Annotated in this window: 15 protein-coding genes and 1 pseudogene; 1 reads left to right on the forward strand and 15 read right to left on the reverse strand. The window is 38.5% G+C overall.

All coding sequences use genetic code 11. The features are described from left to right. Positions 1 to 109: 109 nt before the first annotated feature. The 5 genes and pseudogenes from MKZ25_RS10400 to MKZ25_RS10420 form a co-directional block, all read right to left on the reverse strand. Positions 110 to 1,069: a sensor domain-containing diguanylate cyclase gene (locus tag MKZ25_RS10400; protein WP_340801422.1), complete on the reverse strand. Its 960-nt coding sequence runs from the start codon at positions 1,067 to 1,069 to the stop codon at positions 110 to 112. 543 nt (positions 1,070 to 1,612) lie between these two features. Continuing rightward, positions 1,613 to 3,541 (reverse strand): MASE3 domain-containing protein, encoded by a 1,929-nt coding sequence (locus tag MKZ25_RS10405; protein WP_340801423.1) that lies wholly within the window; start codon positions 3,539 to 3,541, stop codon positions 1,613 to 1,615. A gap of 161 nt (positions 3,542 to 3,702) precedes the next feature. Next, positions 3,703 to 4,215, reverse strand: coding sequence for a hypothetical protein (locus tag MKZ25_RS10410; protein ID WP_340801424.1), 513 nt, complete (start codon positions 4,213 to 4,215; stop codon positions 3,703 to 3,705). A gap of 249 nt (positions 4,216 to 4,464) precedes the next feature. Next, complete coding sequence (locus tag MKZ25_RS10415) at positions 4,465 to 4,890, reverse strand: zinc-binding dehydrogenase (protein ID WP_340801425.1); 426 nt, start codon at positions 4,888 to 4,890, stop codon at positions 4,465 to 4,467. A 98-nt stretch (positions 4,891 to 4,988) separates the two neighbouring features. Beyond that, positions 4,989 to 5,156 (reverse strand): annotated as a pseudogene (locus MKZ25_RS10420) (UV DNA damage repair endonuclease UvsE); the annotation flags it as partial. A gap of 181 nt (positions 5,157 to 5,337) precedes the next feature. On the opposite strand from MKZ25_RS10420, the gene MKZ25_RS10425 reads away from it, so the two are divergent. Then, positions 5,338 to 6,159 carry a polysaccharide deacetylase family protein gene (locus MKZ25_RS10425; protein WP_340801426.1) on the forward strand — a complete coding sequence of 274 codons (822 nt, stop codon included), beginning with the start codon at positions 5,338 to 5,340 and terminating at the stop codon, positions 6,157 to 6,159. Positions 6,160 to 6,463: 304 nt separating this feature from the next. On the opposite strand, the gene MKZ25_RS10430 is transcribed toward MKZ25_RS10425, so the two are convergent. From MKZ25_RS10430 to MKZ25_RS10475, 10 genes are all read right to left on the reverse strand, one after another. After that, a complete protein-coding gene (locus MKZ25_RS10430; protein ID WP_340801427.1) occupies positions 6,464 to 6,853 on the reverse strand; it encodes an OsmC family protein in 390 nt (129 codons plus the stop codon). Continuing rightward, the gene (locus MKZ25_RS10435) at positions 6,841 to 7,839 is read right to left on the reverse strand and encodes an ABC transporter ATP-binding protein (RefSeq protein ID WP_340801428.1); all 999 of its coding nucleotides are present in this window, start codon (positions 7,837 to 7,839) and stop codon (positions 6,841 to 6,843) included. Before MKZ25_RS10435 ends, MKZ25_RS10430 begins: the two co-directional genes overlap by 13 nt. After that, positions 7,839 to 8,825 (reverse strand): ABC transporter ATP-binding protein, encoded by a 987-nt coding sequence (locus tag MKZ25_RS10440; RefSeq protein WP_340801429.1) that lies wholly within the window; start codon positions 8,823 to 8,825, stop codon positions 7,839 to 7,841. Before MKZ25_RS10440 ends, MKZ25_RS10435 begins: the two co-directional genes overlap by 1 nt. After that, complete coding sequence (locus MKZ25_RS10445) at positions 8,825 to 9,763, reverse strand: ABC transporter permease (RefSeq protein ID WP_340801430.1); 939 nt, start codon at positions 9,761 to 9,763, stop codon at positions 8,825 to 8,827. The genes MKZ25_RS10440 and MKZ25_RS10445 overlap by 1 nt, the downstream gene beginning before the upstream one ends. Positions 9,764 to 9,775: 12 nt before the next feature. Next, positions 9,776 to 10,726 (reverse strand): ABC transporter permease, encoded by a 951-nt coding sequence (locus tag MKZ25_RS10450; RefSeq protein WP_340801431.1) that lies wholly within the window; start codon positions 10,724 to 10,726, stop codon positions 9,776 to 9,778. Between the two features lie 79 nt (positions 10,727 to 10,805). Continuing rightward, entirely contained in the window at positions 10,806 to 12,392 is a 1,587-nt protein-coding gene (locus MKZ25_RS10455; RefSeq protein ID WP_340801432.1) for an ABC transporter substrate-binding protein, read from the reverse strand. Positions 12,393 to 12,794: 402 nt separating this feature from the next. Continuing rightward, positions 12,795 to 13,370 (reverse strand): histidine phosphatase family protein, encoded by a 576-nt coding sequence (locus MKZ25_RS10460; protein ID WP_340801433.1) that lies wholly within the window; start codon positions 13,368 to 13,370, stop codon positions 12,795 to 12,797. A gap of 296 nt (positions 13,371 to 13,666) precedes the next feature. Continuing rightward, the gene (locus MKZ25_RS10465; protein ID WP_340801434.1) at positions 13,667 to 14,398 is read right to left on the reverse strand and encodes a conserved phage C-terminal domain-containing protein; all 732 of its coding nucleotides are present in this window, start codon (positions 14,396 to 14,398) and stop codon (positions 13,667 to 13,669) included. Between the two features lie 568 nt (positions 14,399 to 14,966). Beyond that, positions 14,967 to 16,616: a catalase gene (locus tag MKZ25_RS10470; RefSeq protein ID WP_340801435.1), complete on the reverse strand. Its 1,650-nt coding sequence runs from the start codon at positions 16,614 to 16,616 to the stop codon at positions 14,967 to 14,969. Positions 16,617 to 17,063: 447 nt separating this feature from the next. Then, positions 17,064 to 17,690, reverse strand: a complete 627-nt coding sequence (locus tag MKZ25_RS10475; RefSeq protein ID WP_340803001.1) for a response regulator transcription factor — start codon at positions 17,688 to 17,690, stop codon at positions 17,064 to 17,066. Between the last annotated feature and the right edge of the window lie 37 nt (positions 17,691 to 17,727).

The raw sequence follows: 17,727 nt of genomic DNA on the forward strand, positions 1-17,727 counted from the left end.
AATCCCCCAACTCATTCTCATAATTAAAAGGCAATCATATAACAGGTTGCCTTTTAATTTCCCCCAATTATACAATTGAAAAAGCTCGTCACATCAATGTGCAGCAGAGCTAAGATAACTCATGCAAATCTCCAAAAAATTTATAGGTATTCTTCCCTGCATTTTTCGCACAGTATAAAGCATTATCTGCATTTTTTAGTAATACTTTTACATCAATATCATGCGCTTTAGAATATGTTACAATTCCCATACTGGCAGAAAGTTGGTATTCGGGATTCCAAGTACTTAAACTTTCTAGAATATCCTCGGCTTGTTTTCTAATTTCTGCTTTAGATAGAATTTGAGGGAAATGTACCAGGAATTCATCTCCCCCTAACCTAACTGCAAACTCATCTTTATACTCATTAATAAATTTTTTAAGTCGGAAGGCAACTTCTTTTAATACAAAATCACCAGTTTCGTGCCCATGAACATCATTAACGTTTTTAAAACCATCTAAATCGATTGAGAAAAGTACTCCTCCAGTTGCAGAAGGGATACTAAAAAATTTTGATAAATAACGTCTATTGTATAGGTCAGTCAATGGATCTCGAAAGGCAATATATTCTAAACTTAAATAATATGAAAACATTTTAGCTATCTTTTGTAGCAGTTCTATACTCTTTTCGTCAAAGTAACTCTCTTGATGATGTGCCGCACATAAGGTTCCGAATCGCTCCCCCTCCACCAAGGAAATAGGAAGTCCCATATAGGATCTAATATTAGCTGATTCAAGTAAATTACTTAAATCAGCTGGACAGGAGCTTTCTCTAGTATCATTAAAGATTAATGGTCGATTGTTTCCGAAATCGATTCGATTGCATGCGGTTTCATCAATGTTTAAAGCCATTCCCTCTGTTAACAGAATACTTGTATTAGTGTCTGAAAGTTTTAGAATAATTTGTTGGTTATTACTAAAGGTAGTTAAAAAAATTAATTTGTCTGGCAATATTTCGGTTGCTAATGCAAGAACATCATTTGCCAGCTCATTAAAGTCATTATATAATTCCAATTCTTTTAGGTTTCCCACAAAAGCACCCCTATTGCAATTAAGTTATTCAAAGAATAATAATTTATAATACATTTTCCTGAAATTTTTAAAATTTAAACTCTTTAAACAACTTACCATTTTACATATTTTTTCAGTATATACAATATAACATACCTTCTCAATTTATTATGAATAAATTATTAATTACATAATAAAACCTCATCCTAGTGCCTAGTCAAAATAGTCCATGAGCATTTACATAAAGTAACAAAGCCCACCAATGTTCCAAAATTCTGGGAAAGCGCCGATTGTGGAATAACTAGGAGTCTTACATTAATATTGGAGACTGTATTTCCAATTCTTCTTTTTATGTATAGCTGTTATGATCAGCTTCCTAAGAAAGATACATCGAACTTCAATGTGATTTTTAATTTTTAACTGCTAGGGAGGAATAAAAATGGATATATATAAGGTGGGAAAACCCAAAATTTCCAATAGGGAAAAATACATTTCCCAAATTAGATAGGGGCAATCTAGCTCGATTCCTTAATAAAAAAACAAAAACCAGGCTAGTGCACCTGGTTAAGCCTTCAATATAAGAATGGTTTGGTCATCATGAACATCGGACGGTCTCAATTTGTTTACTCTTTCTAGCACTTGCTTGGCGAATACTCCCCCTGACAGAGAATGGTCAACTTCCTTTATTGCACTAATCAGCAAATCGATCCCATCGGATGCAATGTCTCCCTTGCATTCGGTTACCCCGTCTGTATAGAAGATAATAAGGTCATTCGGCTCAAGCTCCACACAGTGCGTCGTATAGATACTATCCGCCAAAATACCAAGCGCAGGGTTTTTCGTGTGTAATTCAATAAACTTATCGATTCCAGCCTTGTACCATATAATGGGCTCATGTCCGCCTGTCGAATAGGAAAATAGCCGGGATGTTTTATTATAGTTCGCCATTGACATTGTGACAAAGGAATAGTCGCTCGTATAATCATGTACAAAGTTGTTCATGCTCGTCAGTACATCATGTGGCTCCTCAAAGCGGCTATTGAAATCCTCCAGCGCATAAACCATCATTGATTTCTGAATAGCTGCCGGGATGCCTTTACCTGAAATATCGGCAATGGCCATCATCAGCAAGTTTCCCTGCGGCACAATGCTGTAAAAATCGCCATTAAGTGCACGGTACGGAACGCTTACTGCTCCGACATCCTCGAGTAGCTTCCATTTTTGTTGCTGTACACTAAACGATTCCTGGAGTTTAACGGCAAGCTGCAGTTCCAGGTCTATTTCATTTTTCTCCTGCTGTAATGCATCAAAAGCCAATTCCCGCGAAAGATCGGAAAATGTGACAACCGTTCCCCTCTGCTCCCCATTTTCAAGCATTGGCTCTGTTTTCATCGATACAGGGAACACATGTCCATCAATATGCTTAAAATACTGATCCTTACAGAAGCGCGATTCTCCGTCATAGGAAGTTTGCCAAGCAATACAGTGCGATTTTTCAAAGCAACAGCCCTCGGAGGTACAGTGAATGAAATCATGTAAATCCAAACCGACAATTTGCTCCTGCCTATAGCCAAGCATCTTAAGGGCTGAGTCGTTGATAAAAGTTACCTTGCCATCCTCATCAATACCGTAAATTCCCTCCGCTACCGAATTCAGTAACAGTTTATGCCTTGTACCTAAATTATGTAGTTCAGTGTAAGGCTTTTCTATTTTCCGGTGGTATATATGCTTCAGCAAATAGTAATAGCCAAGTACTTTAAAAACATGCCCGGCCAAATTCCGGTATTCCGTCACTACTTCATAGGAAGTTAAAAGCCACGAAGACATGATCAGGTAAAACGAAGCAATAGAAATATCCTTGTAATTCATATCAAATTTGCTCGTCATCACTTTAACCAGTATTGCCACATGAATGCTCATCGTTAAATATTCAAAACTGTTCTTTAATGAGGTCGGACCCCTATCCCCGATAAGAATCGGCAGGTCGGCATAATATTTAAAAACAATGAAGGCCACAAACGCCGCATACACTAGTGCAAGCAGATAAACGTAATTTCGAACAAATAGCTTCACTCTACTTTTTAAAGGGAAAAGTACGACAACCAAGAAAACTATGCTTTCCGTCAACCGAGCAGTAATCCAGAACCAAGTTGCCGCCAACGAATTACTGTCAATAATAAAATAAGGCATACCATCAAAAGAGAAAGTATGCAGCACATCCAACACCGCAACCGCCACAAACATCGCAGAAAACAGAAGCCAATTTGCCGACATCGTTTCCTTAAAGGAAATCCAGCCATGAAGTGCAATGGCGAGCGCCACAAAGATGCTAGCCATCTCAAGAAAGCTATGTATCGCTACATGGTTGTCACGAATTGGCTCATAGAGCGTCGTAAAAAAATCGACCTGCAGATTCAGGGCGATAAAAAAGAAGACAGAAATTAGTAAAAGCACTCTTGTAAACAGTGTGAATCGTTGAAAAAAGGAAATCATAGTTGTCCTCCCAGGCTGCAACTTTTTCTAAATAGTTTCATAGAATTCATATTCTCTAACCCAGACAGTTTTTCATAGCATAAACGATTTTATATCCCCTTATAATTGAACATTTGTTCGACTAATTAGTTCATTATAAACTTTTTACAGGTAAAATAATATTAAAAAATAAAAAGGTGATATATTTTCGCAAATATGGAATATATCCCCTCATATATCTCTACAACTTTAAGTTCCTCTATCTTCATCACACCATTTGAGTAATCATTCATATCTCTTATACTATTCATTGTTAATGAACTAAACTCTTGAAAAATCATTACACATAAGACGATAAAAATTATTCCTGCTCCCCCGAATGCAACTACCTGGCTTTTCCTTACCTTTTGGGGATTTTTTATCGTGATAACGAGACAACAATAAATAAAGTAGAGAAGTAGGGTCATGCCACCCATATACAAAAAAGCAGTTCCTACCCAGTCATAGATAAATGCATGATAAAGATTTGTAGTAAATAATATTCCTAGAATAATAGTAGCTACACCTAACAAAACTAGAATACCGAATACAGTAATGAAACCATAAATAATCCTCTCCCTTTTGCGATCTGAAACAACACGTTTCATTTCTTCCGCATTTTCGGAATCACGACGTTTTTTTGTTGATTTGCTCACTTAATCTACCCCCTTTAAATAGTCTATTTAACTTTTGAATTTTAACACAACACCTTTTTTATTGTCTTCGCTCGAGTGAAACACTTCATAATCTCTTTTCTATTTCTAATTAATTTTCCCTGATTGTCGAATATCTATCTACTATATGATGTCGTAAATATTCTATACTATAGCCAACATGTTTAAAAAACCAAAAAAGAAAAAGCACCTTTCAGACAACAATTTGCTTGAAAGATGCATAACATTTTTTTACTTTATTTTTAAAACCGGCTTAATAACTGAACCATTCTCTGATTCCTCAAACGCCTTATTAATTTGTTCAAAATCATAAAATTTTACCATTCGGTCATATGGAAATTGTCCTTTTTTATAGTAAGAAATCATTTCCGGGATAAATTTTTGTGGAATGGCATCGCCTTGACTTGTTCCTACAATGCTGCCGCCTTTTAGCGCCAAGATTTCCAGGGGGATATTAAGGCTGAAATCAGTAACAACAGTTGCTATTTTTCCAAAAGCATCTAATGATAGGATTGCTTGTTCAACTACCATATCTACTCCAGTCGTATCAAGTACATGCTGAACACCCTTACCAGTAATTTCGCTGATTTTTTCCGCAACATTTCCATTGCGACTATTAATAGTAGCTGTCGCACCTAACTCCTTCGCAAGTTCCAAGCGATTTACCCTTCCCTTTAACGGGCTTAATTTTATCTGAATGCAGTTTTGAATTATAAAAATGTCTGCTATAACCATACTACAGATGAGGTGGGTTAAATTTTTATTGGCAATGGTGAATCCTTCCAAGTAGCGACAATTCGGTCCCACTTATTATCCCATTTTTCATCATAATGATGAGCAAGATGGTGATGTTAATCAAATACAAGAGGTATTTCCAACTTCTCATACAAATAGAGCGTATCATCCACTTTAAATGAAGTATCATGGAGGAAATAAAACTTCGTGAAGATGTAGAAATCATTGACGGTTCCTCTTTTTATTTAATGTCATTATAAGTGTACTGAAAATACAATAAGCCCAAATATGGGAAATATAAAAACATTTAAGTTCGGATAGCCATCTCTAAAATGGGAATCAATATAAAAAAAGAAAGGAGATGAATGGATGAAGGAACGAATAGTAAAATGGTTGTTGGTTATGGGGTTTGTATTTTGTTTTCCTATAACAGACATGATGAGCGTTTATGCAATACAGGGAAATGCGGAACAAGATTTATCTGGCCATAAAGGTGTAACTGAGATTTCCGTAAGAGAACCTATGCAGCCTGTTGACCTGAGAATACTACAGCAACGCTATCCCGAAATATTTTTCATACAGGGTCCTGCTGATCAGAAACGAATTGCTTTAACGTTTGATGACGGTCCTGATCCCCGTTTCTCAAATGATGTATTGGACGTATTAAAACAGTACAATGTCCCAGCAACATTCTTCGTACTGGGTTCAAAAGCCGTTGCTAACCCCGAGATTGTAAAGCGAATGCAAAACGAGGGCCATGTAATCGGGAATCATACCTACTTACACCCTAACCTTGTCGAAGAAGCTGACCTCGGAACACTTGAGAGTGAAGTAACGAGAACGGAAGATACCCTTAACGAAATTATAGGTTACCGGACAAAATTATTTAGACCACCTTATGGCTTTCTATACAATGAATTAGTCGAGAAGCTTGGGAACATGAACTATTCCGTGATTGGCTGGTCGGTTGATTCGCTGGATTGGCAAGAAGATCCGCCTGAAGTAATTGCTTCGAAAGTTGTAGACAACATTCATCCAGGCGCAATTATTCTCATGCACGACGGGGCAGAATCTTCTGGAGATCGAACGAATACAATCTTATCACTTCAGCAAATTATTCCAAAACTGCAAGAGCAAGGCTATGAATTTGTCACAGTTCCGGATTTGTTGAGTATTCCATTTGAGAAATAAAACTATATTTACCTGTATTACTTACTATATGAAATGATAGCACCTTTCAAACATCAATTGCTTGAAAGGTGCATTTTCTTACTTCATTTTTAAAACAGGCTTAATAACTGAACCATTTTCTCTGATTCTTCAAACGCCTTATTTATTTGTTCAAAATCATAAAATTTTAGCATTTTGTCATATGGAAATTGTCCCTTTTTATAGTAAGAAATTAATTCCGGAATAAATTTTTGTGGAATAGCATTACCTTGACTCGTTCCTACAAAACTGTTCCCTCCAAGTGCTAAGATTTGTATACTTTTAACTATCTTTCTACAATTTCAACCGCGACATCGCTAACAAGCGTGTTACTAATCGTACAGCCTCGCTCAATTACTTTTAAGAGCTTAGCTTTATAGGCCGTTTCCAAAGTAGAGGGGAATGTAACCTGTACTTCAAATTTCGCAAAGTGATTTTCTACGCCTTCTCCTTTTGAAGCAACGACGTCGATCTCTATTTCGTTTAAATCCGCTTCAACCGCATCACGCTCTAACACTTTTTGTAATGTAATCGACAAGCATAGAGCCACTGCACCTTCTAATAATTCCTTCGGTGATAGTCCTCCATCAAGATTTGGTCCCATGTTTCCACTTAGTTGAACCCCTGCTTCATTTGAAATTTCATTTTTATTTTGTGCCCAATTTAATTTGACCATTGTTTTGCCTCCTCTGCATAATGACACGCAACTCTATGCTGCGATCCTTCCATTCCTATCTCTCGTAAAGCCGGTACTTCATTTTTACAACGCTCTGTAGCAAACGGACATCGCGTATGGAATACACAGCCCGATGGTGGATTTAATGGTGAAGGAATCTCACCTTTTAAAATTACACGTTCACGCTTTTGCTTGCCGGGCACAGCTGAAAATAATGCTTGCGTATACGGATGAAGGGTATTAGCAAACAGTTTCTCTGTTGACGCCTCCTCAACAATCGTTCCTAAATACATAATGCCTATACGATCCGAAATGTAACGAACAACGCTAATATCATGTGTAATAAAGAGCATTGATAAATCCATGTTTTGCTGTAATTGCTTTAAAATATTTAAAATTTGTGATTGAATTGAAACATCCAGCGCAGAAACCGGTTCATCACAAATCATTATTTTCGGATTAACAATTAATGCACGCGCAATACTTAGACGCTGTCGTTGTCCACCTGAAAATTCGTGCGGAAAACGATAAAAATGCTCCTTTTGTAAGCCTACCATTTCTAACATTGAAAACACTTTTTCGATTCGTTCTTCTTTCGAGCCAATACCATGAATAATTAGTGGCTCTTCTAAAATTCGGCCAACACGCTGACGTGGATTTAATGAAGAAAATGGATCTTGGAAAACAAGCTGTAAATCTCTACGGAAATTACGCAACTCTGCTTTCGATAGCTTCGTTAAATCCTGCCCGTTATATATGACCTCTCCAGCTGTTGCCTCCGTTAACCCTAAAATCGTACGGCCCGTTGTACTTTTACCAGAGCCAGACTCCCCTACTAATCCATAAGTTTCACCTTCGTACATCGAAATCGAAACATCTTTTACAGCATGTACTGTCTGCTTGACTCCACCCAACTTACCAAAAGGCCCGTAAACAGGAAATTGTTTTTGCAATTGTTTTACTTGTAAAATCGGCTGCTTTGTCATTATGCCCAGCCTCCCTTTTGCTCATCATACAACCAGCACTGCACTCGCTGATCTGCTTCAACTTCGATTACTGGCGGCATTTCCACCCGACATAAATCAGTGGCAAACGGACAACGTGTCGCAAAGCCGCAACCAGCCGGAATATTAGACAGAGGCGGTACAGTCCCTTCTATTACTTGAAGTGGTGCATGGCGATCTCCGTCGAGCTCGGGCTTTGATCGTAATAAGCCTTGTGTATAAGGATGAAGCGGCTTTTTAAATAAATGATCGGTTGTTGCTTCCTCGATAATTTGACCTAAATACATTACTTTTACCTTTTGACAAATTTCTGCAACTACTCCTAAATCATGCGTAATAAAGAGCACACCCATTCCTAGCTCCTTATTCAATTTTACAATTAAATCTAAAATTTGCGCCTGAATCGTTACATCAAGAGCTGTAGTCGGCTCATCTGCAATTAATAGCTTTGGCTTACACGCTAGTGCCATCGCAATCATTATACGCTGTTGCATTCCTCCTGATAGCTCATGCGGGTACTCATCCACGCGCTTTTCAGGTGAAGGAATGCCTATTACCCGAAGCAAATCGATAGCTCGGGTACGCGCTTCCTTTTTTGAAAGCTTTTGATGCAGACGTAAAACCTCTACGATTTGTGCGCCTACTGTTTGTACAGGATTTAATGAAGACAACGGATCTTGGAAAATTATCGAAATATCATTACCACGAATTTTACTCATTTGCTTCAAAGGTAAATCAAGTAAATTTTGATCTTCAAAATAAACCGCACCCTCATAATCAACTGGCTCCGTATGCTCTTGTAAGCGAATAATCGACTGTGACATTACACTTTTGCCACAGCCAGACTCACCGACAATACCGATAATTTCTCCTTTTTCTACTGTAAAATTAACTCCTCGTACAGCAGATACTTGACCGCGCTCCGTTTGGAAATGCGTCTGTAAATTTTCTACTTTTAATAATGCCATTACGCATTTCCTCCCTTTATTCGTTTATTTGCCTTACGTTTTCTAGATGGTAATCCTTTTAGACGTGGATCTAAAAAATCACGTAAGCCATCGCCCAATAAATTTAACGAAAGCACTGCTAACACAATAAATGCTCCAGGCACCAATACCATCCACCAGGCTTTAAAAATAACCAGCTTGCCGGCCTGTAATATATTGCCCCAACTTGGTTCTGGTGCAGGAATACCTGCTCCTAAGAAACTAAGTGCTGCCTCAGAAATAATGGCCTCCGCAAAAACAAATGTTGCTTGCACTAACAACGGGGACAATGTATTCGGCATAATATGTAACCAAATAATACGTGTATTACTAGCACCTTGTGCATGCATCGCTTCGATATAAGTTTGTTCCTTTACGACTAGTGCCGCCGCCCGAACAACTCGTGCAATATTTGGCGTAAATACTACGACTAGTGCGATAATTACATTTGTTGCAGATGCACCTAATGCTGCCATTAACGTTATCGCTAGTAATATTCCTGGAATCGCAATTAATCCATCACAAATACGCATTAAAACATGGTCTAACCATTTATAATAGCTCGCATATAATCCAATAACCAAGCCGAACATTGACGATAAAAATGCAACGGTTACACCGATTAATAAGGATACCCTTGCCCCATATACTATTCGGGTAAATAAATCACGACCGAACTCATCCGTTCCAAACCAATGCGTAGCACTCGGCTCCAACAAACGACTTGTTACTTTCATTGCATACGGATCATTATTCATAAATAAAGGACCTAGTAATGCAAGTAAAGCTAATACAACAAATATAAAACTTCCCGCAAGCAAGCCTTTATTACCTTTTATTTTTCGCCAATTGAGTGCACGCTGTTCCTTTTTGAATTCCTTAGACAGCCGTTCAAGCTCATCCTTCGAATAGGTAGTCATTTTTTCACCTCTCTATTTACGATCCAAACGGACACGTGGATCCACAACGCCGTACAGTAAATCGATTACTAAGTTAATAAATACATACATAATTGTTACCATTAGCACGACACCTTGAATAACCGTATAATCGCGTCGCGTTACAGAATTGATAATTAATTGACCTAGCCCAGGAATATTAAAAATCGTCTCAACCACGACTGCACCCGTTACCAATGTGCCAAACGTTTGCCCAATTACCGTTAAAATCGGTAAAAATGCATTACGAAATGCATGTTTTAATAATACGTTCATCTCCAGCACACCTTTAGCGCGTGCTGTTTTAATAAAGTTTAGATTTAATACATCCAGCATCGAAGAACGCGTCATACGAGTAATTAATGCTGCCTGAATCGTCCCTAGTGAAATCGCCGGTAAAATCAGGAATTTTATATGCTCCATTAAGCCATCTGATAGAGGTGCATAGCCAGCTATTGGTAACCACTGCAGCTTCACACCGACGACAAGCATTAAAATAAGCGCTAATAAAAAGCTCGGGATGGCCATTCCTAACAATGAAATACTCATCAATGACGTATCTGTTAATGAGCCTCGCTTATATGCAGCAAGTATGCCAAACGGAATTGCCAATACAATCGCAATAAGCTGCGCTAAAATGGCGAGTGATAATGTTGGGCCGATATGTTCTATAATCGCCTCAGTTACAGGTTGTCTCATAAAAATGGAGTCACCTAAGTCTCCTTTAAATATACCGCTAACCCATGAAATATATTGTTCATGGATTGGTCGGTTATAGCCAAGCTGCTCGTTTAGCTCTTCAATTTGCTCTGGTGTCGCTTCCATCCCTAAAATTGTTGCACCCGGATCCCCCGGCGTAATATGTATAATAATAAAAATTACGACAGATACGACAAACAGTACTGGGATTGTTGAAAGCAAGCGTTTAAAAATATAAGCTAGCATGTTTTTCCCTCACAATCGGTTTATCCTTTTACATTAAGAAAAAGGAGAGCAATTATCACCCTCCTTTTTTATTTATACATTATTTTGGGATTTTAGCATTCCAAACTACTGGTGCTTCAAATAACTCAAAGCCTTCAATTTCTTTATTTACTGCAACTACACCATTATAGTGACCTAGAACAGTTGATGTTGCATGCTCGTACATATAACCTTGAACTTTTTCCCACTCAGCTTTCGCTTCCTCTGGCGTTGCTGCAGAACGAATAGCCTGTAAGCCTGCCGCTACTGTCTCATCTTGTAAGCCAGCCCAGTCAGGTGTTACAGCCAATAGTTGTGGTGGCGTAATTTGGTAACCTGTACTTGCTAAGAAAATATCCCATTTGCTTGTATCACCCTTTGTTTCTAAGAACGTTGGGAAATCGAATGTATCTACGCGTACATTCATACCTAATTGACGTAATTGTTCTTGAATTACAAGCGTACCTGAGTACATTTCATTGTAATCTTTTGTTGTTAATAATACGATTTCTTCACCATTATAACCTGCTTCTTCCAAAAGCTTTTTCGCTTTTTCAGCATCTGCTTGGTTATAAAGCTCAGCACCTGCATCATTTGCCCATTGCACTTGCGCTTCATTTAAATAGCTTGGTGATAAAGAATAAAGTTCTGGTTTAGCAAATGCCGCTAACATAATTTCTTCGTTATTTAATGCCGCTAAAATCGCCTGGCGAATTTTCTCATCCTTCAATGAACCTTCTGTCGTATTAAAGAATGCCGTCAATGTTCCACCCGGGAATGTTTGCAGCTCTAAATTTTGGTCTGCTGCTAATTGATCATAGTTTTCGATTGGGATACTATCTGCGATATCATATTGACCCGTTTGAACACCAGCAATACGCGTCGCATGGTCTGTTACGAAATGATACGTTAACGTTTCTGTTGGAGCCTCAATTTCACCCGTGAAACCACTCGCATCTTCCGCACCTTCAACCGCTACATAATCTTCAAAACGGACTAATTGGATATTTTGATCTTGCTTCCACTCTTTGAATTTGTATGGACCTGTACCTACATATTCCGAGAAGCCATCTGCTGTTGCAGAATCAATAATCTCTTTCGGCATAATTGAAGGGAACTGTGCTTGAGAAGCCATTAAGATTAAAATATCAGAAGTTGCTGTTGGTACTGTTAATTGAACCGTATTTTGATCTACTTCTGTAAATTCAGCACCTTGCAATAATGATTTTGCACGAGAAGATGTTACTAACCAACGATTCATCGAAGCAACAACATCAGAAGCTTCCATAACATCACCGTTATGGAATTTTACACCTTCACGTAATTTAATTGTATATGTTTTACCATCTTCACTTACTTCATAAGAAGAAGCCAATACTGGTTGTGGCTCATAGTTTGCATCTAATTGGAATAATTGTTGATAAATATTTCCTGCGATATCTAAAGCTACTGCCGATACAGTTTGTGCCGTATCAAGTGTTGGTGGCTGTGCTGTAATCGCGATATTTAATTCATCACGGTATTCTACTTGCTGTTGTTGCTCTGTAGCTGTCTGATCTTTTGAAGAAGAATCATCTCCACCACAAGCTGCTAAAGTGAGTGCTAGTGCCGTTGCAGCGAAAGGAACTTGCCATTTACGAAATCTCATTGAATTGCCTCCTAAATACCTAGGTATTCTTTCTGTTTTTATATCAATAATCTTACTTGCCAATTCCGACCATGTCAATAAGGATAATACAAAAGTTACTATGAACTCCAAATTCGTTAATCTTACTTATAAAAAACATATTTTACATTTATTCAACGTATTCCAACGTAAGCCCGAAATAAAAAAGAACTCACCCTTCTTGTATGTACAATAAATGGCCAGTCAGCTGAAATTTTTTCGGCTAACTGACCAGGTTAAAGTATTAAGTTATGTAAAACTTGGAATAAGCTTATCGCACTAAATCGTCTGGAAGTGAGGTATCTTACTTCTTGCTGATTTAGTCTGTTTCGCCTGCTTGTGAACGATACGCCGTCAAACTATTCTTTAGAAGCTTTTACATTTCTATAAACTCACTTTTAAATGTTCTACTTGATTATAGTTTTTTATTTTCCAAATTCCTTCGTTATAATAGATTGTAGACAAACATGCATTAGCCAACTGCGTCTTGCCGGAACCAATTTCACCGTTCGAAAGGATTGCTAATATACTGTTTATCACTGCACTATGTGCTACAAGAACTATAGTAGATTCTTTGCGTTCTTTTTGAATTTTATGTAAGCCATTCATTACCCGGACCCTTAAATCTTCTTTAGACTCCTGATTCGTATATTGTAAATCCGGGAACTTACTGAGGCGGGCTTCCACAGTCATTCCTTCAGCATCCCCAAAGCTCCTTTCAATAAATTGCCGCATTTCTATAATTGGAATATTCTTTTTTTCTGCAATAATTTCAGCCGTTTGTTTTGCACGTTTTAGCGGGCTTGTAATAATAAGTTCGAAAGGGGCATTATTTAAATACTCAGCACAGGCATAGGCCTGTCTAATTCCATTTTCATTTAATTCGATGTCAGTATGTCCTTGTATTTTCCCTACCTTGTTCCAATCTGTTTCCCCGTGTCTTACTAAACATATTTCCATAGTTACTCATTCCCTTCTCCCCTTATTTTACCGAATTCCCTCTATATAAAATACAAAATTTTACATGACAAAAACCAGAAAATATTAATTTTATCTTCACTATCTTTTATATGTCTTTATTTCAATTGTTATAATGGCCGTTTTTCAGATGAACAATATTAGCGAACGGGCATGAAAAATAGACGCAATCGATCATTTATTTGAGCTACACGAAATTATTCCTATACAGGAAAATGAAGTTCGGTCTGAATCGATTTCCTCAAGCATCCTAGCTAAAATCAGTAACCCCTTTTTAATCAATAGCATTCACCTTCATCAAAATCGAGGATGACCGGCTCGAAATCGAGATGATTTTCCTGCTGTCTTGTCTGCGCATCGTTTAAGTAGCTTTCGAAATTCCCTGGGCGGAATAAGGTGATCGGTCTTAAGTATTTGTTCATCTGGGGATCGTTCTTCCAGTTTCTCACTTGTTCATCAATGACTAAGCGGCAATCTTCCGCTGTGTAGCCTTCCTTTAAAATCGCTTTGATCAGTCGGATCGTTGTTTTGGAGCTTCCATTAAAATTCTTTTTGGCTTTTTCGTTTAAGTAATCAATGATGTTTGCAATTTCATTACTGCTGTCCGTATTCGGTTTCTCCTCTTTCTCCTCGGGCAATTTCGGCTCTTCAGGTAACAGCTCTTCCTGTGTAAAAATTTCCGTCTCCAATAGCTGATTAACTTTTTCATCATCAATGCGGTACCATTTCGAACGGTCTGTATTGAAACGGTTAAATTTGTCTGAGGAAATGATTATTTCAGAGCGTTCCAGTTTCGTGATGAGTCTTTTAACTTTCGTTTTATCCCAGTAGAAGCATTGTTTTGACCAGCCTTGATATGTTTGGCGATACCACTTATGTCCCTCTTTCTCCACACCTTGCGTTTCTATCCGGTAGTAAAGTTGCTGAAGGAATAACGCCTCCTCCACTCCGATACGTGCTGCCAAGTTCGGTGATACAAACAAATGCCTTTCGTTAACTAATAATTTCATGTTTCCACCCTCCATTTTTTTGTCTTACTCTCTATATGTCCTCGAAAATCCAAAAAAGGGACAAGTAAAACAAAAATAATTTCTACGGAGTACAAATGATTAAAGGCCACAAAGAAAAAAATCATCCGGTTGCGTTTTAACGCAACAATATATATCTTTTAAATTATTTAATAAATTATTAAATCTTTTAGAGGGGACTTTTTAGATCCCCTGTGGAGAGGATTTATAAATCCACTCCAGAAGGGATCAAAGCGGCTGAGTAGAGCGGAACTATTTGTCCATGGAAAACACATGAAATAGCTCAGGATTTTATAGGTGGGAAACGGGGATTATTCTATTTTGAAATAATATATTACATAAGGCAAAATGGACTATACGATTCACCTGAGCGAAAGTACGGACACATTTTTAAACAAAACTAAATACAGCTATGATTCGTGCAACAGGTTTAACTCCACCGCCGCTACAATTCGCAGTTAAAAAACAAAAGACTTAAGCCTGGTGGGACACCAAACTTAAGTCTTTAAATTTTACCTATTTTCTTTTGAACGTGTATCAACCCTCATTGTTAATAAGGGTCTGCCTCATGGCTTTTCTTCACCGCATCTTTTGTTGCCTCATTTGCAGCGGTCGTACCCTGGCCATATTTGGAAATCCCTGACTCTCGGCCCGGTAATTTACCTTCCTGAGCCAGCTTTTCGATTTCTTTCATTTTCATTTCAGTCGCTTCCTTCACACGGCGGCCATAATCTTCATCAGCCTGTGTAAAGTGATCAAACATTGCTTCCTGAATACGCTTGTCACAAATTGCCAGAGCATCCGATAAGTTATTAATGAGTTCGTCACGTTCCCAGTCTTCAAAACTGCGGTATGTTTCACCTGCTTGCCCATAGTTATTCGGGCGATCAATAGGTTCACTTATTAAGGCTGCATTATAGGACGGCTGATGTGGCGGATAGGCTTTATCCCCTGCGTCACGGTAGCCACCAATCATAGACGGCTCGTAATTGATATGCGGGTTGTCACCGGATTCTTTCGGATCACGGGTATCCATTTGGCCGCGATGCTGATTTGTACGAACCGGTACCTTTGGTGCGTTGACCGGCAATTTCAGATAGTTTGGACCTACACGGTAACGCTGTGTATCTGAGTAAGAGAATGTACGCCCCTGCAGCATTTTGTCATCCGAAAAGTCCATACCGTCTACGAGAACACCCGTACCGAATGCAGCCTGCTCAATTTCTGCATGGAAGTCCTCCGGGTTGCGGTTAAGCACCATACGACCTACAGGCAGCCAAGGGAATTTATCTTCCGGCCAAAGTTTTGTATCATCAAGCGGATCAAAATCCAGTTCCGGATGATAATCGTCCTCCATAATCTGAACAAACAGCTCCCACTCCGGATATTCTCCACGTTCGATTGCTTCATACAAGTCCTGTGTAGCATGTCCTACGTTTTTAGCCTGAATGGAGTTGGCCTCTTCTTGTGTCAAATTGCGGATGCCCTGTTTCGGCTCCCAGTGATACTTCACAAGTACAGCTTTTCCTTCTTCATTCACCCATTTATATGTGTTAACCCCCGACCCCTGCATGTGGCGGTACGTCGCCGGGATGCCCCAAGGTGAAAACAGGAATGTAATCATATGCGTCGCTTCCGGTGAACGTGAAACAAAGTCAAACATACGTTGTGGATTCGGTACGTTGGAAGCCGGATCTGCTTTAAAAGCATGAATCATATCAGGGAACTTCATCGCATCACGGATAAAGAAAATCTTTAAATTGTTGCCGACAAGATCCCAGTTGCCATCTTCCGTATACATTTTCACTGCAAAGCCGCGCGGATCTCGTGCAGTCTCAGGTGAATCCTTTGCACCTGCCACTGTAGAAAAACGCACCATAAGCGGCGTTTGTTTACCGGCACCGGAAAAGACTTTTGCACGGGTATATTTTTCTACTGGCTCATCTCCAACTTTACCGTAAGTTTCAAAATAACCGAAAGCACCTGAACCACGTGCATGTACTACACGTTCAGGAACCTCTTCACGGTCGAAGTGTGAAATTTTTTCAATGAAGTGGTAATTTTCCAAAGTCGCTGGTCCGCGGTTCCCCACTGTACGGATATTCTGGTTGTCTCTTACTGGATGCCCTTGACGAGTAGTTAGAACTTCACGTTCCCCATCCTCTTTTTTTGCAACATGTTTGTCTTTGTTTTCAGCCATATTAAAACCTCCTAAATAGATACTTCACTTATAAGCACTGATAAAAATATTACAACACTATGCTTTATACCCGATTTTCTCTGTATATATTCAAAGATTGGAAAATTATCCTGTGTATATTCTGTTTTGATAATTAATGGGTCATTTTTAATATTGAAGTTTCTGGCGGGTTAGCGTTTCCAATTTTTTTGGAACACTGTTTATAGGAGGGTTTATTCCATTCATAGAAACATTACTAAAGCCGTTATTAAGATCCATTCGACAAGTTTGTGGGACGCTAGTTCGAGATTTGACGGGACCATCAATTTGAAAAGCCCGCAAACGCAATGTTCGCGGGCCTTTCAATCAACAGTCAACGGGGTAATAATAGATGCATTTTTGCAAAGGTTTCTTTTCACCGCTTTATAAATCGTAGCGTAACGAAAACAGGTACTTATATTCATCTGCCTATATTTCAATCAGATTATGTTTAATTATAAATTCAACGAGTTCACTTTTTTTACTGACGTTCAGTTTATTGAATATTCTTGTTTTATGGGTGTCTACTGTTTTTATACTGATCAGTAGTTCACCTGCAATTTCTGTTAACGAATACCCTTTAACAATCAGCTGTAGTACCTCCTGTTCACGGAGGCTTAATGTAGAATACATGTTGTGAACATTTTCTTCTTTCTGCTTATTTTTCATCATGGACGTCATTTCCTTCGGGCGTAAATAGATATAGCCGTCCATAACGGTCTCAATGGCAGAATACAGTTCTTCGTCCACAGCTACTTTCGGTACGTAGCCGGATGCCCCCGCATTCATAATTAACGAAACATATTCTTCGTCTTCATACATTGTCAAAATAATCACTTTTGCATGTTCATGCTGTGCCTTTATATTTTTCAGTACCTGCAGCCCATCCATACCGGGCAAAGAAATATCAAGAATCAAAATATCCGGTTTTAATTCATTATAAAGTTCAATCGCCTTATACCCATCATCAGCCACTCCCACCACATGGTAGTATGTCCGCTTTTGCAGTAAAAGCTTTAATCCCGATATAAGAATGGCATGATCATCAACTAACATGATCCTGATTTCTTTTTTTAGATTTTGTTGCAATATA

It is taken from the genome of Solibacillus sp. FSL W7-1464, from assembly GCF_038004425.1.
Lineage (GTDB): Bacteria > Bacillota > Bacilli > Bacillales_A > Planococcaceae > Solibacillus.

Excerpts from the sequence above, each read along its gene's own strand:
- MKZ25_RS10430 (WP_340801427.1), bottom strand. The coding sequence starts at position 6,853 with ATGGTCAAATTAAATTGGGCACAAAATAAAAATGAAATTTCAAATGAA.
- MKZ25_RS10440 (WP_340801429.1), bottom strand. The coding sequence starts at position 8,825 with ATGGCATTATTAAAAGTAGAAAATTTACAGACGCATTTCCAAACGGAG.
- MKZ25_RS10435 (WP_340801428.1), bottom strand. The coding sequence starts at position 7,839 with ATGACAAAGCAGCCGATTTTACAAGTAAAACAATTGCAAAAACAATTT.
- MKZ25_RS10475 (WP_340803001.1), bottom strand. The coding sequence starts at position 17,690 with ATGTTAGTTGATGATCATGCCATTCTTATATCGGGATTAAAGCTTTTA.
- MKZ25_RS10455 (WP_340801432.1), bottom strand. The coding sequence starts at position 12,392 with ATGAGATTTCGTAAATGGCAAGTTCCTTTCGCTGCAACGGCACTAGCA.
- MKZ25_RS10460 (WP_340801433.1), bottom strand. The coding sequence starts at position 13,370 with ATGGAAATATGTTTAGTAAGACACGGGGAAACAGATTGGAACAAGGTA.
- MKZ25_RS10405 (WP_340801423.1), bottom strand. The coding sequence starts at position 3,541 with ATGATTTCCTTTTTTCAACGATTCACACTGTTTACAAGAGTGCTTTTA.
- MKZ25_RS10445 (WP_340801430.1), bottom strand. The coding sequence starts at position 9,763 with ATGACTACCTATTCGAAGGATGAGCTTGAACGGCTGTCTAAGGAATTC.
- MKZ25_RS10425 (WP_340801426.1), top strand. The coding sequence starts at position 5,338 with ATGAAGGAACGAATAGTAAAATGGTTGTTGGTTATGGGGTTTGTATTT.
- MKZ25_RS10465 (WP_340801434.1), bottom strand. The coding sequence starts at position 14,398 with ATGAAATTATTAGTTAACGAAAGGCATTTGTTTGTATCACCGAACTTG.
- MKZ25_RS10450 (WP_340801431.1), bottom strand. The coding sequence starts at position 10,726 with ATGCTAGCTTATATTTTTAAACGCTTGCTTTCAACAATCCCAGTACTG.
- MKZ25_RS10470 (WP_340801435.1), bottom strand. The coding sequence starts at position 16,616 with ATGGCTGAAAACAAAGACAAACATGTTGCAAAAAAAGAGGATGGGGAA.